This is a genomic window from Baekduia sp. Peel2402 (assembly GCF_052567285.1).
The window spans coordinates 331,789-345,749 of record NZ_CP199582.1 but is presented as its reverse complement, the minus strand read 5'-3'; the positions used below and the strand labels follow the sequence as shown (position 1 = coordinate 345,749).

At 70.7% G+C, this 13,961-nt stretch carries 12 protein-coding genes and 1 riboswitch; of the genes, 11 read left to right on the top strand and 1 reads right to left on the bottom strand.

All coding sequences use genetic code 11. The features are described 5' to 3' along the window. The first annotated feature begins 88 nt into the window (after positions 1-88). From thpR to ACT01A_RS01705, 10 genes are all read left to right on the top strand, one after another. Entirely contained in the window at positions 89-637 is a 549-nt protein-coding gene (gene thpR, locus ACT01A_RS01750; RefSeq protein ID WP_445150521.1) for an RNA 2',3'-cyclic phosphodiesterase, read from the top strand. A 124-nt stretch (positions 638-761) separates the two neighbouring features. Next, the gene (gene recA, locus ACT01A_RS01745) at positions 762-1,874 is read left to right on the top strand and encodes a recombinase RecA (protein WP_445150520.1); all 1,113 of its coding nucleotides are present in this window, start codon (positions 762-764) and stop codon (positions 1,872-1,874) included. Between the two features lie 19 nt (positions 1,875-1,893). Continuing rightward, positions 1,894-2,394, top strand: a complete 501-nt coding sequence (locus tag ACT01A_RS01740) for a regulatory protein RecX (RefSeq protein WP_445150519.1) — start codon at positions 1,894-1,896, stop codon at positions 2,392-2,394. 128 nt (positions 2,395-2,522) lie between these two features. Further along, positions 2,523-3,050 (top strand): GNAT family N-acetyltransferase, encoded by a 528-nt coding sequence (locus tag ACT01A_RS01735; protein WP_445150518.1) that lies wholly within the window; start codon positions 2,523-2,525, stop codon positions 3,048-3,050. Between the two features lie 50 nt (positions 3,051-3,100). Next, a riboswitch (cyclic di-AMP (ydaO/yuaA leader) is annotated at positions 3,101-3,277 on the top strand. 1 nt (position 3,278) lies between these two features. Further along, complete coding sequence (locus tag ACT01A_RS01730) at positions 3,279-4,334, top strand: C40 family peptidase (protein WP_445150517.1); 1,056 nt, start codon at positions 3,279-3,281, stop codon at positions 4,332-4,334. A 284-nt stretch (positions 4,335-4,618) separates the two neighbouring features. Further along, complete coding sequence (gene rny / locus ACT01A_RS01725; protein ID WP_445150516.1) at positions 4,619-6,115, top strand: ribonuclease Y; 1,497 nt, start codon at positions 4,619-4,621, stop codon at positions 6,113-6,115. Positions 6,116-6,145: 30 nt separating this feature from the next. After that, entirely contained in the window at positions 6,146-7,480 is a 1,335-nt protein-coding gene (gene miaB, locus ACT01A_RS01720) for a tRNA (N6-isopentenyl adenosine(37)-C2)-methylthiotransferase MiaB (RefSeq protein ID WP_445150515.1), read from the top strand. A 74-nt stretch (positions 7,481-7,554) separates the two neighbouring features. Beyond that, positions 7,555-9,657 carry an LAGLIDADG family homing endonuclease gene (locus ACT01A_RS01715; RefSeq protein ID WP_445150514.1) on the top strand — a complete coding sequence of 701 codons (2,103 nt, stop codon included), beginning with the start codon at positions 7,555-7,557 and terminating at the stop codon, positions 9,655-9,657. Positions 9,658-9,714: 57 nt separating this feature from the next. Next, on the top strand, positions 9,715-10,974 hold the full coding sequence (locus ACT01A_RS01710) for a hypothetical protein (protein WP_445150513.1): 1,260 nt from the start codon (positions 9,715-9,717) through the stop codon (positions 10,972-10,974). A gap of 253 nt (positions 10,975-11,227) precedes the next feature. Then, complete coding sequence (locus tag ACT01A_RS01705) at positions 11,228-12,061, top strand: mechanosensitive ion channel family protein (RefSeq protein WP_445150512.1); 834 nt, start codon at positions 11,228-11,230, stop codon at positions 12,059-12,061. 60 nt (positions 12,062-12,121) lie between these two features. Here the strand turns inward: ACT01A_RS01705 and ACT01A_RS01700 are convergent, their stop codons facing one another. Further along, positions 12,122-12,913 carry an SDR family NAD(P)-dependent oxidoreductase gene (locus ACT01A_RS01700; RefSeq protein ID WP_445150511.1) on the bottom strand — a complete coding sequence of 264 codons (792 nt, stop codon included), beginning with the start codon at positions 12,911-12,913 and terminating at the stop codon, positions 12,122-12,124. 134 nt (positions 12,914-13,047) lie between these two features. On the opposite strand from ACT01A_RS01700, the gene miaA reads away from it, so the two are divergent. Next, the gene (gene miaA / locus ACT01A_RS01695; protein WP_445150510.1) at positions 13,048-13,950 is read left to right on the top strand and encodes a tRNA (adenosine(37)-N6)-dimethylallyltransferase MiaA; all 903 of its coding nucleotides are present in this window, start codon (positions 13,048-13,050) and stop codon (positions 13,948-13,950) included. The last annotated feature ends 11 nt before the right edge of the window (positions 13,951-13,961 follow it).

The window sequence follows — 13,961 nt, the reverse complement described above, 5'->3', positions numbered from 1 at the left end:
GCCTCCGCCCGACCCTCTAGCCTCCGGGCGCGATGAGCTCGGCGCACACCGCGATCGACGCCTTCGCCTCCGTCGAGGTCACCGCGCGATGAGCGCTCGCCTCTTCATCGCCGTGTCGCTCGGCGACGAGGACCGTCGCACGCTCGTCGCATGGGCGCGCGAGGCGGTCGCTGGGGACCGCGGGATGCGCGTCGTCGCCGCCGAGCAGGTCCACCTGACGCTCGCGTTCCTCGGCCACCGCTCGCTCGACGAGATCGGCCCGCTGTCCGAACTGGTCGAGTCGCTCTCGGGCTGGCCGGCGCCCGCGCTCTCGACCGGGGCCGCGCTGTGGCTCTCGCCGCGGCGGCCGCACGTCCTCACGGTCGCGGTCAACGACGACGCGGCCGCGCTGGATTCGCTGCACACCACCGTCTGGGACGGGCTGGAGAAGCTCGGCTACGAGCGCGAGGAGCGGCGCTTCCGCCCGCACCTGACCGTCGCGCGCGTTCGCCACGGCTGGTCCGCCCCGACCGCGTTGCCGCTCCCGCCAACGCCGCAGCTCGACCTCGACGTGCGCGGCATCACGCTGATGCGCTCGTTCCTCGGCGGCGGACCGGCGCGCTACGAAGCGCTGACGCAGGCGACGTTCGAAGCCTGAGAGTCCGCTGGTTCGGCACATTTCGGGCCCGTACGGCCACACGAACATGCGTACGGTTCGGTTCCGTCCGACCCACCCCGCAAACTGCCACTCACTACCGCTTCGAGAGAGGTCTCACACCGCTATGCCCGCCACCGACGAGAAGGCCATCAAGGCCCGCGACACCGCGCTTGCCGGCGCTCTCACACAGATTGAGCGCCAGTTCGGCAAGGGCTCCATCATGCGCATGGGCGACGAGGGCGCCCAGGTCAAGGTCAATGCCATCCCGACGGGCGCGCTGTCGCTCGACCTCGCGCTCGGGATCGGCGGCATGCCCCGTGGCCGCATCGTCGAGGTCTTCGGCCCGGAGTCCTCCGGTAAGACGACGCTCGTCTACCACGTGCTCGCCGAGGCCCAGCGCCTGGGCGGCGTGTGCGCGTTCATCGACGCCGAGCATGCAATGGACCCCCTGTACGCCCAGCGGATCGGCGTGAACATCGACTCGCTGCTGGTCTCGCAGCCCGACTACGGCGAGCAGGCGCTGGAGATCGCGGACATGCTCGTCCGCTCCGGCGCCGTCGACCTGGTCGCGGTCGACTCGGTCGCGGCGCTGACGCCGCGTGCTGAGCTCGAGGGCCAGATGGGCGACCAGACCGTCGGTCTGCAGGCGCGCATGATGTCCCAGGCGATGCGCAAGCTCGCGGGCAACCTGAACCGCACGCAGACGCTGTGCCTGTTCACGAACCAGATCCGCGAGAAGGTCGGCGTCATGTTCGGCTCGCCGGAGACCCAGCCGGGTGGTCGCGCGCTGAAGTTCTACTCGTCGCAGCGCCTGGACATCCGCCGCATCGAGACGCTGAAGGACGGCACCGAGGCCGTCGGCAACCGCGTCCGCGTCAAGGTCGTCAAGAACAAGGTCGCGGCGCCGTTCCGCCAGGCGGAGTTCGACATCGAGTTCGGCACCGGCATCTCGACGTCAGGGTGCATCCTGGACCTCGGGATCGAGCACAACATCGTCTCGAAGTCCGGGTCGTTCTTCTCCTACGGAGACGACCGCCTCGGCCAGGGCCGCAACAACGTCAAGAAGTTCCTCGACGAGCACCTGGAGCTGCGCGCCGAGATCGAGGCCAAGATCTATGAGGCGCTCGACTTCAACCGCGACCTCGTCGCCGAGATCGATCGGGACGCCGTCCCGGAGGGCGTCGACCCGGCAACGGGCGAGATCACGGCCGAGCGGAAGACCCCGGCCACGGCCTAGGCGCTACAGGAGCCGTCACGTGACCACCGCCGAGCGCGCGCTCGACCCGGAGGCACGTCTCCAGCACGCGCTGGACCTCAGCTACCGCTACCTCGGGTTCCGTGATCGCACGGTGCTCGAGGTGCGGCGGCACCTGGAGTCCAAGCGCGTGGAGCCGGACACGATCGAGCAGACCGTCACCGAGCTGCTCGAGCAGGGCTACCTCGACGATGCCCGCTTCGCGCGCCGCTTCGTCGAGGACCGCCGCACGCTCGACCACTGGGGCAACGAGCGCATCGAGCGCAAGCTGGTCGCTTCCGGCATCGACGCCTCGCACATCACCGCCGCCCTCCACGCGCCGGACACCACCACCGGCGAGACCCACTCCGAGTTTGACGCCGCGCTCGCCACCCTTTCGCGCCGCTTCCGCGTCCCACCCGAAACCGACCGCGACCGCGACCGCGCCCTCGGCTTCCTCGTCCGCAAGGGCTACGAGCTCGAACTCGCCTACGACGTCATCCGCGCCTACGGGCGCGACTGATCGACGCAGACACCGACGCGCGGCCGACGCGCGGCCGCGAAGACCTCGACGCGATCTCGACTTGAGGCCCCAGGAGGGCCGTTTCTCGAGATCGACGGCCGCGCGGCGAGATAGCCTGGCCGCACTCCATGCCCCTCGACTTCGGCATTGATCGCGTCGCCACCGCGCGCCTCGCCGGCCGCCGCCCCGAGCCCGGCGACCTCGGCGCCTACCAGCGGATCTGGACCGACGCGCGCGTGGACGAGGCGGTCTGGCCGGAGCACCTGCGGACGGCTGACCGGGCCGAGACGTTCCTGCGTGATGCGATCGCGCACTGGGAGCGGTGGGGGTTCGGGCCGTGGACGATGCTCGTCGGCGGTGAACCCATCGGGTACGCGGGCCTGCGCCACGACGAGGTCGACGGGCGCCCCGAGATCGAGCTGATGTGGTTCGTCGACCCCGACCACTGGGGGCACGGCTACGCGACCGAGCTGGCGCGCGAGGCGGTGCGGGTCGGGTTCGAGGTCCTGGAGCTCGACGAGCTCGTGGCGCAGACGACCATGGGCAACACGGCGTCGCGCGCGGTGATGGAGAAGCTCGGCATGGAGCACACCGGCGAGACCGTCCACGCCGGGCTCCCGCACGTGGTCTATCGCCTCAACCGCGGGATGTCATAACCCGGACCGCAACTTGCGGCGCGGCCGTGAGTTCTGATCGCCGACATACCTGCACGCACAGGCCGAGTCCCGGCGCCTCAGCGGCTCCGGGAGCGGGGGACCCACTCGGACCGACCACGATGGCCGGTCCACGGGGCGAATCGCCGCAGCGTTCCATCGCGGCGTAGCGCATGCACATGCGCGAGCCCGTCAGCTCACCTCGTAGGCCGCCACCACAGGGAGCAATTGATGGACGCCGCCGACGCCCGGATCCTCACGGACGACCGATTCGCGATCTTCGCCGACCCGCCCGGGGTCCGCGACCTCGCCCTGCCCGAGCTGTGGGACCGCTCGCTCGCGCGCTCGCGCCGGCGCCGCGCGGCGGCCACAGCCAAGTTGATTGCCTTGCCCAAGACCGCGACCGCGAGGATCTCGGCGGCGCTCATCGCCGCGGGCATCGTCGGCCAGACCGGACCGCTGATCGGCGCCGCGCAGGCCGCAACCGCGACGACGACCACCACCGACGGGGTCCGCGCGGTGCAGCAGGCGCTCGGGCTCACCGCCGACGGCGTCCTGGGCCCGCAGACCAAGAAGGCCATCAAGAAGTTCCAGCGCGCGCACGGCCTGGTCGCCGACGGGATCGTCGGGCCGCTCACGCGCGCGGCGATGGCGGGCGAGGGCGCCTCCACCGCCACAACCGCATCGCTCAAGTCCACGCTCCCCCCGGCCACCACGCGCGCCGTCCAGGCCAAGCTCGGCCTCGCCGCCGACGGCGTCTTCGGCCCTCAGACCCGCAAGGCCGTGCGCGCCTTCCAGCGCGCGCACGGGTTGACCGTCGACGGCGTGGTCGGCCCGGCGACGCTCGCCGCGCTGGGCGTCAGCGGCTCAACGGCGACCGCCGCCGAGAGCGAGACTACGAGCACAACCCGGACGGCGAGCGCGAGCGGCGCCCAGGGCGCTGTCGCCGCCGCCATGTCCAAGGTCGGCGCGCCGTACTCCTACGGGGCCTCCGGCCCGTCGTCCTTCGACTGCTCCGGCCTGACCTCGTGGGCCTTCCGCCAGGCCGGCGTCTCGATCCCGCGCACGAGCTTCGCCCAGTACGGCACCGGCACCGCGGTCTCCAAGTCCAACATCCAGGCCGGCGACTTGGTGTTCTTCAACACCGCGGGCCCGGGCGCGTCGGACGTCGGCATCGCCACGAGCGCGACGACGGTCGTCTCCGCGACCACCCACGGCGTGATGAACCACGCGATCTTCGACGCCTACTGGGGCGGTCACTTCGTCGGCGCCAAGCGGGTCGCCTGACCGCGCGGTCAGGCTGATTGCACGCGCAACGCCCTCGGTACTACGATCCGCCCCGAGCGAACGTCACCACCGCAGGGCGCCCGAACTCACCGAATAGCAGCCCAAACGCACCTTGGCCGCGCCGCGCCACCTCGCAGCATCCTTCTAAAAGGCGCGCCGCGGCCACCGCAGCACCCGAACCCAGTGCCCTCCGCGTCCTCGCGGCCGCGACGCCCGCTCCCCGACCGCAGCACCGGAGACCAGCGACCGCCGTCCATCGGCCGCTGGGGAGAGGACACCCCACAATGGAAACCCTGATCGGCGCGGCGCTCATCGGAGTCGCCATCGTCGTCGCGGCGCTCGTGTACGGACGGCAGAAGCCGGCCGCCGTCACCGCGCTCACGGCCGTCCCTGCGGGGCACACCGGGTCAGACGTGCCCGTGGTCGCCGTCGCGGCCGCCGCCGGGCCGACGCCCGAGGAGGCCGAGCTCGCCCGCCGGGCTGCTGACCTGGAGCGCAACGCCGCCCGAACACAGGCCTTCGAGGCCGCGCTGGACCGTCGCAGCGCCGACCTCGACCGCCGCGAAGCCGAGCTCGAACGCCGCGACCAGCACCTGCGCGCCGAGGCGTCTTCCCTGGAGCGGATGCGCGCCGAGCGCGAGTCGGCGCTGGAGCGCGTCGCCGGCCTCAGCGCCGGCCAGGCCAAGCAGGCGCTCCTCAAGGACGTGGAGGACGACGCGCGCCACGACGCCGCGCGTGTCCTACGTCAGGTCGACGAGGAGACCAAGCGCGACGCCGAGCGGCGCGTCCGGTCGATCCTCTCGGTTGCCATGCAGCGGCTGGCGGCCTCGCACGCGGCCGAGACCACGGTCAGCGTCGTCCAGCTTCCGAGCGACGACATGAAGGGCCGGATCATCGGCCGCGAGGGCCGCAACATCCGCGCGCTGGAGAACCTCACCGGCGTCGACTTCATCATCGACGACACGCCCAACGCGGTCGTGTTGAGCGCGTTTGACGGCGTCCGGCGCGAGGTCGCTCGATTGACGCTGGAGAAGCTCCTCCAGGACGGGCGCATCCATCCGGCGCGGATCGAAGAGACCTACTACCAGGCCAAGTCCGAGCTCGAGACCCACATGATCGAGGCCGGGGAGGAGGCAGTCTTCGAGGCTGGCGTCCAGGGCCTGGACGCCGACCTGGTCAAGGTGTTGGGCCGACTGAAGTTCCGCACGTCCTACGGGCAGAACGTCCTGGCGCACTCGGTCGAATGCGCGCACCTGGCGGCGCTGATGGCCAGCGAGCTGGGCGCGTCGGAGAAGACCGCGCGTCGTGCCGCGCTGCTGCACGACATCGGCAAGGCCGTCTCGCACGAGGTCGAGGGCCCGCACGCGCTGGTCGGCGGCGACCTCGCGCGGCGCCACGGTGAGGCTGAGGCCGTTGCGCACGCGATGGAGGCCCATCACAACGAGGTCGAGCCGCAGACGGTCGAGGCCGTGATCGTGCAGGCGGCGGACGCGCTTTCGGGGGCACGTCCAGGCGCGCGCGGCGAGTCGCTGGAGCAGTACGTCAAGCGCCTGCGCGACCTGGAGAAGCTCGCCACCCGCCACGACGGCGTCGACAAGGTGTACGCCATGCAGGCCGGACGCGAGATCCGCGTCATCGTCGAGCCCGGCGCGGTGACCGACGACGGCGCCAACGCGCTGGCACGCAAGATCGCGCGGGAGATCGAGAAGGAGCTCGAGTACCCGGGGCAGATCAAGGTGACGGTCATCCGCGAGTCGCGGGCCGTCGACTACGCGAAGTAGCGCGGCGGTCCCGGTACCCTCAGGCGCGTCGTGAGCAAGACCTTCCACGTCACCACCTTCGGGTGCCAGATGAACGAGCACGACTCCGAGCGGATGAAGGGCATGCTCGGGTCGTTGGGCTACACAGAGGCCAGCGAGCAGCGCGACGCCGACCTGATCCTGTTCAACACGTGCTCGATCCGGGAGAAGGCCGACTCGCGGTTCATCTCCTACCTACAGCTGGCGGCGTCCTATAAGCGCGCGCGGCACGGTGACGTGATCATCGGCGTAGGCGGGTGCTGGGCGCAGTCGGTCAAGGACGAGGTCTTCCGGCAGTTTCCGTACGTGGACGTCGCGTTCGGGCCGGGGCAGGTGCACAAGCTCGCCGAGTTCCTGACGTCTGATTCTCTCACCGCTCAGGGATTCTTCGAGTTCGAGGGCTTCACCGGCCACCTGCCGGCAGCGCGCGAGCGCGACTTCCAGGGCTGGGTGCAGATCTCGGCCGGCTGCAACATGAAGTGCTCGTACTGCATCGTGCCGTCCACGCGCGGGCGCCAGGTCGACCGGCCGCTGGACGAGCTAGTCGCCGAGGTCCGCGAGATGGTCGCGGGCGGCGTAACTGAGATCACGTTGCTGGGGCAGAACGTCAACGCGTACGGCCGGGCGATCGCGCCGCCGGCGCCGCGCTCCTCGTTCGCGGCGCTGCTGCACGAGCTCGACGCGATCGACGGCTTGAAGCGCATCCGCTACACCTCGCCGCACCCGCAGGACATGAAGGAGGACGTCGTCCTCGCGCACGCGACGCTCGACAGCGTCATGCCGCACATGCACCTGCCGCTGCAGTCGGGGTCGTCGAGGATCTTGAAGGCCATGCGCCGCACCTACTCGCGCGAACGCTTCCTCGACCGCGTCGCGCTGATCCGCGAGCACAACCCGGACATCGCGTTGACCACCGACATCATCGTCGGCTTTCCGGGAGAGACCGAGGCGGACTTCGAGGAGACGCTCGAGGTCTGTGAAGAGGTCGGCTTCGACGGCGCGTTCACCTTCATTTACTCACCGCGGCGTGAGACCGAGGCAGCGGAGTTCGTCGACGCGTTCATCGACCACGAGGTCGCGGTCGCGCGCATGGACCGCCTGGTTGAAGTCGTTCAGCGCCGCGCGAACGAGCGGGCGCAGCGCTTCGTCGGCCGCACGCTGGACGTGCTGGTCGAGGGCCCATCCCGCACCGACCCCTCACGCCTACGCGGCCGTTCTGGCCACGGCAAGACGGTGAACTTCACCGGGCTGGCCGAGGCGGGGGAGATCGTGCCGGTCGAGATCGTCCGCGCGACCTCGCAGACGCTGGCGGGCGAGATGTCCTTGCTGGCGCGCGCCCTCGTGTAAGACGAGGCCGACCCTCTCGTCGTAGCGAACACCCGTTCGCTTTCCGTCGCCACGATGTGCGAACATGCGTTCGCATGCGCTGGGACAACCTCAAGATCGACGCCTCCGAGGGCACCCGCCTCCCCGGCTACAAGGACCCAGCGGTCGTCCGGACCTTCGACGCACCCGAGGCCCTCCAGACCCGCTTCTACGAGATCCACGCCAAATCCGCGCTCAACCGCGTGCCCGAGGCGTCCCGCATGCCGTTCCGCTGGACGATCAATCCGTACCGCGGATGCAGCCATGCCTGCGTTTATTGCATGGGACCACTCACCAAAGTGCTGATGGCTGACGGATCTGAGCGTGAGATCCGCCATCTGCACCCCGGAGATGAGATCGTGGGCACGCGTACATCGGGAGCGTACCGGCGGTTTGTGACGACCGAGGTTCGCGACGTCTGGTCGACCGTCAAACCGGCCTTCCGGGTGACGCTCGCCGATGGCACCGAGCTGATCGCCAGCGGTGATCACCGCTTTCTCAGCGACCGCGGCTGGAAGTTCGTGCAGGGCGCGATGAGCGGCCCAAGCCAGAGGCCATACCTCACGACCGGGAACTCGCTGATGGGCTTTGGCGCGCTGCCGGAAGGGCCGCTGAAGGACGAGGACTACCGGCGTGGGTACCTGTGCGGCATGGTCCGCGGGGACGGCTCGTTCTCGGTCGCCATCACGCAGCGTCGGCGCGAACCGGTCTACTCGATCAGCGACCGCTTCCGGCTCGCTCTCGCCGACGACGAGGCGCTCCTGCGCTCTCGGGCATATCTGGCGGGCGAGGACGTCCACACGCACCTCAGCGCGTTCGCCAACCCCGGGCGGCCCATGCGCCAGATCCGGACCGGTCGGCGCGACGGTGTCTGGAGCATCAAAGACCTCATCCGCTGGCCGGACGATCCTCACCTCGACTGGTGCAAGGGCTTCCTAGCCGGGATATTCGACGCCGAGGGCTCGTGGAGCGGCGGAATCCTGCGCATCGCCAACATGGATCCCGAGATCCTGCAGATGATCGAGCGCTGCCTGCGGCGTCTTGGCTTCGACTGCGTCGTCGAGCCCGCGCGCCCGAACGGCTGCCGAAACGTCCGCATCCGCGGCGGGCTCGTCCAGCATCTGCGCTTCTTCGCGCTCGTCGATCCCGCGATCACGCGCAAGCGGTCGCTTAATGGCAAAGCGCTGAAGACCGACGCGAAGCTCGACGTCGTCTCGATCGAGCCGCTGGAGGGTGCACAGCGCCTGATGGACATCACGACGGGCACCGGGGACTTCATCGCCAACGGCGTCATCAGCCACAACTGCTTCGCGCGTCCCACGCACACCTATCTCGACTTCGACGCCGGCAAGGACTTCGAGCGCGAGATCGTGGTGAAGGTCAATGTGCCCGAGGTGCTGCGGGCAGAGTTGAAGCGGCCGTCGTGGAAGGGCGAGCACATCGCGATGGGGACCAACACCGACCCCTACCAGTGGGTGGAGGGGCGGTACAAGCTGATGACCGGGATCTGGGAAGCGCTGCGCGACTTCCGCAACCCGTGCTCGGTGCTGACGAAGTCGCCGCTGGTGCTGCGGGACCTGCCGTTGTTGAAGGAGATTGCCGCGGTCACGGACATCAGCGCGAGCCTGAGCATCCCGACGATCGACGAGAAGGCGTGGCGGGCGACCGAACCGCACACGCCGAACCCGCGTGCCCGGCTGGAGGCGGTGGCCGAGCTCAACCGCAACGGGATCCCGACGGGCATCCTCGTCGCGCCGTTGATGCCCGGCATCAACGACGACCCCAAGCAGGTCGAGGAGATCATCCAGACCGCGATCGACGCGGGCGCCACGAGCATCGGCGGGATCGGCCTTCACCTGCGCGGGGAGGTCCGCGGCGTGTTCATGGAGTGGTTGCGGGCCTATCGGCCGGACCTGGTCGAGCACTACGAGGAGCTGTACGCGCGCGGCGCGTACCTCCAGCCGCCGGAGCGCGACCGGATTGCCCGGCTACTGGTTCGCGCCGGCGCGCCCGCGGCGCGGCCGTTTCGCCGCGACCCGGCCGACGAGCGCCCGTTCGACCGCGCCTTCCGCCGTCAGATGGGCTCGCGGGCGCGACCGGCTACGACGGCGCGCCGTCACCCAGAGCCTCCGTCCGCCGTGCAGGAAGCGCTCTTCTAAAAATGACAAAAGATCGAATAGCGAAAGGGCCGCGGTGTCTGGTAGAAAGACACCGCTGTGTATGCGCTAGTGCTCAGAGAATATGACAGATCAGCCATGGCGCGATTGACCGTTTCCTACAGCATTGCCTTCATCCCGGGCCTGCCGCGGCCTTTGGTGCTGTCGGAGGTCATCGACGACGTGCTTGGCCTGTCCTCGTTCTCCTCGCGCCACTCCGTGCGCAAGACGCCCGGCACCCCGGATCGTCTCGACATCATCGTCCCGGTTGACGACCTCCAGATCGCGCTCGACTCGGCCGCCAAGGCTGCCGACGAGCTTACCCGCATCGGCGAGTCCCTCCTCGGCCTCGGCTTCGTCGTCGAAGAGCGCGCCATCCGCATCGAAGGCCTCACCGACCACTGGGTTCCCGACACGTTCGAGGGCGCCGGCACTCGCCACCACGCCTCCACCCACCTCGACGCCGCCGCACCGCTTCCCGACCACCTCGAAGAACCCACCGGCGACGTCCCCGACGAGGACCTCCGCCTCGACAAGCTCGGAGACTCACCCGCCGCCGACCAATCCTTCCGACCTCTCACCATCCCTGACCATCTGGCCCCGCTGCCGATCACCGAGGCCGATCCCTTCTCTGCGGCCGAGGAGGCCGACCAACCGTCGCTCGCTCCGCGCGCACAGCAGAGTCCCTTCGCGTCACCGCGCGACGTCGTCGCCTCCGATCGTGACGACGAGCCGGCGGCGGCGTTCGCGCTGCTTCCGTCCGTGAGCCGGCCGGTCCTGCACCACGAGGAGCACGCGGCGATCATCCGGCGGCGGGAGCTCGTGCGGCTGCTCACGGCGACGCCGCCCGTCGCGTCACCGCGGGCACCGGGCACCACCGAACGTCAGGCGCTCGGGCTGTTCGCCGTCGCGCTCTTCGCCGTGATCGCGCCGTGGCGGCTCGGCGTCTCGACGGCGGCGATCGTCCTGCTTGCCCTCGTCGCCGCAGCGCTGATCACGGGCGCAGTTGCGCTGCGTCCCGTCGCGCGGGGATTCGTGGCGCGGACCGCAGTCGCGGGGACCGTGACGCTCGCGGTCGTGCTCGCCTTCGCATCCGCCTACGCGATCTGCGCGCGCGACGGCGACCTGCGCGGCAGCACGAGCGGCAGCCGCTCGCCGACGGTCGGGCAGCCGCTTTCGGCGGCGGTCAGCCTCGGCGCCGCGCCGGGCCTCCGCTTCGGCCCGGGCGCGCGAGCCGTCGTCTATGGCGAGCGCCTCCTGCTCCTGCTCGCCCTCGCGGGCATGGGCGCGCAGGTCGCGCGGACGAACCGCCGCGGCTGAGCGCGCCGACGAGGGCGCCGCGGCCGATCGCGTCGCGACGTCCTCGCCGCTGTGCTGGCTCGGCAGCGAACGAACATGTCCGCATGCAGCCGTTTTCCGGCTCGTGTGAGGGGCATCACACAGCCCAGCGCGATTCGTCCGAGAGTGGGAAGGACGAACGAAGGACGTGCTCCGCCCCCGACCCAAGGAGCCTATGAAGCGCTTGATGGAGACCCGCAGCCATTCCTGGAGAGAAGCCGGACTTGCCCGGCAGTTGAGCTCTCGCGCCGTCAAACGCGCGCGTATCCAGACGCTCCTGCTGCTGCCCATGATCGCCGGCGTCCTGACCGTCTACTCGTATCGCCAGGAGATCTTCGGCGTCGACGAGCCGGTCCGGATCGCGACCGTCGCCGCGCTCGTCGCGCTCGGTTGGCAGTTCGCGCGTGACCTCGGCCGCGCCGCCGGGCCCACGCTCTTCCGGCGGCTCGACCCCGGCACCGCCGGCACCGTCGGGTTCTTGGTGCGGTTCTTCACGATCATCCTCGCGGTGCTCGTCGCGCTCCGGGTCGCGGGCCTCGACCCGCGCACGCTCGCCGTCGGCGGTGCGTTCACCGCGGTCATCCTCGGTCTCGCCGCCCAGCAGACGTTCGGCAATCTCTTCGCCGGCCTCGTCCTGCTCAGCGCGCGTCCCTTCCGTGTTGGCGACCGCGTCCGGCTCCAAGGTGGTGGACTTGCCGGCGAGATCGTCGGCGTCGTCTCGTCGCTCGGCCTCTTGTACACCACCTTCTCCGACGGCGAGAACCAGATCATGGTGCCCAACAACGTGGTGCTCTCCGTCGCGGTCATCCCGCTGCACGAGCCCGCGGGCGTCGATCTCCGCGCGCGGCTGCGCCCCGGCGTCACGCCGGTGGACATCGAGACGCTCCTGCGCGAGACGATCGACACGCCGATGCGCGACAAGCCGCGCGTCGCGCTGGAGGAGATCGACGGCGACGAGACCGTCGTCCGCATCGGCGTCTCGCCAATGGACCCGACCGAGGGCGCACGGCTCTCCTCGGAGGTCCTGCACGCCCTCGCCGCCGAGACGCGCCGCGCCGAGGCGGCGTAGGGAGGTAGGCGAGGGCCACCCTCGCCGCCGAGACGGCGTAGGGCACGCGGGCGAGCCGCGCTAGCGCTTCCCCGCCTGCCCGCTGGCCAGCTGCTGGGCGACCTTGTCGCCGCCCATGAGCTTTGCCACCTTCGCGGACGTCGTGGGGGCGAGCTGCGCGAAGGCCGTCCCCGCGCGGATGCCGACGGGCGCGACGTCGACCTCGCCCTTGTCCTGGCGGATCGCCTTCAGGACGCCCGCGGCGACCTGCTCCGGCGTCGACGTGCCGACGCCCTTGGGCAGCTTCGCGCCCGACTCGTGGAACATGCCGGCGTCGCGAATGAAGCCGGGAAAGACGACGCTCACGCCGACGCCGCGCGGCGCGAGGTCCCCGCGCAGGCCCTGGCCGAAGCCGCGCAGGCCGAACTTCGTGGCCGAGTAGATCGACGACGCCGCCTGGCCGGACTTGCCGCTCAGCGACGAGATCAGGACGATGTGCCCGCGCCCGCGCGCGGCCATCCGCTCGCCGAGCACGCGCGACATGATGATCGGCGCGCGCAGGTTGACCTCCAGCGCCCGGTCGATCTCGTCCACGCTGAACGACAGCGCGTCGCCCGACGCCGGCAGCGCCGCGTTGGCGACCAGCACGTCGACGTCGCCCGCCTGCTCGATCAGCGCCTCGACCGCGGCGCGATCGCTGAGGTCGACCGCCGTCGCCGTGCCACCGACCTCCGCGGCCAGCGGCTCCAGCACGTCCGTCCGCCGCCCGGTGAGCAGCAGCGACGCACCCTCCGCGCGAAGCGCCCGCGCGATTGCGTGGCCGATGCCGCCTGTGGCACCGGTGAGCAGGACTGACGACCCGTTGAGCTCCATGGCCGGGACTCTTTCACGCCGGAGGCACACATGGGGCGAAAGGGAGGCGCTTGTAGGACGAAGCGGTGGGGTGGCGCGACGCCGGGCGGCGCGGACGACACAGGGCGGCGCGCGTTCGTGACACTGTCCACCGCGTGCCTCAGATCCTCGCCCTCTTCGGCCCGACCGGCGTCGGGAAGACCGCCGTCGCGATCGCGGTCGCCCAGCGCCTGCAGGCGCGGGGCGAGACGCCGGTGGCGGTGTCGGCCGATGCGTTGCAGGTCTATCGCGGCCTGGAGGTCCTCACCGGCGCCGCGGACAGCGCGGAGCGCAGCGTGCTGGAGCACCGGATGGTGTCGATCCTCGACGTCGCCGAGCGGTTCTCGGTCGCGGAGTACGCGCGGCTCGCGCACGAGGAGATCGACGGGATCCTCGAAGGCGGCGGGACGCCGATCGTCGTCGGCGGCACCGGCCTCTACCTGCGCGCGGCGCTGGCGGAGCTCGACCTCAAGCCGCCGCCCGCGCCCGGTGTGCGCGAGGCGCTGATGACCGAGCTGGAGATGCAAGGCGCGAGCGTGATGCACGCGCGGCTGGCAGACCGCGCGCCGGAGATCGCGAAGGTGATCGACCAAGGCGACCGCCATCGCATCGTCCGCGCGCTGGAGCTCCACGCCCAGGGCGCGCTCGACGCGGTGCCGCCGACGACGAGCCAGCTCTGGACCTCCGACACCCGCCACCCGACGCGTCTGATCGCGCTCACCATGGACCGCGAGGCGCTCAAGCGGCGGATCGGCGAGCGCGTTGACGCGATGGTGGAAGCGGGCGCGGCCGACGAGGTGCGGCGGGCGAACGCGCACGGCGCCAGCGAGACCGCGCGCAAGGCGCTCGGCTTCGCGGAGCTGCTCGCCGGCGACGTCGACGCGATGAAGACCCGCACCCGCCAGTACGCCCGCCGCCAGCTCACCTGGCTGCGCAAGCTGCCCTCGCCGCCGGTCGAGACGATCGACATCACGGGACGCGGCGCCGACGACGTCGCGGCCGAGATCCTCGGCGGATAAGGTCGCCACGC

Bases quoted from the DNA above. Each gene is read 5' to 3' on its own strand.
- ACT01A_RS01715 (WP_445150514.1), top strand. From the start codon at position 7,555: ATGCGCTGGGACAACCTCAAGATCGACGCCTCCGAGGGCACCCGCCTC.
- thpR (WP_445150521.1), top strand. From the start codon at position 89: ATGAGCGCTCGCCTCTTCATCGCCGTGTCGCTCGGCGACGAGGACCGT.
- recA (WP_445150520.1), top strand. From the start codon at position 762: ATGCCCGCCACCGACGAGAAGGCCATCAAGGCCCGCGACACCGCGCTT.
- ACT01A_RS01735 (WP_445150518.1), top strand. From the start codon at position 2,523: ATGCCCCTCGACTTCGGCATTGATCGCGTCGCCACCGCGCGCCTCGCC.
- ACT01A_RS01700 (WP_445150511.1), bottom strand. From the start codon at position 12,913: ATGGAGCTCAACGGGTCGTCAGTCCTGCTCACCGGTGCCACAGGCGGC.
- ACT01A_RS01730 (WP_445150517.1), top strand. From the start codon at position 3,279: ATGGACGCCGCCGACGCCCGGATCCTCACGGACGACCGATTCGCGATC.
- rny (WP_445150516.1), top strand. From the start codon at position 4,619: ATGGAAACCCTGATCGGCGCGGCGCTCATCGGAGTCGCCATCGTCGTC.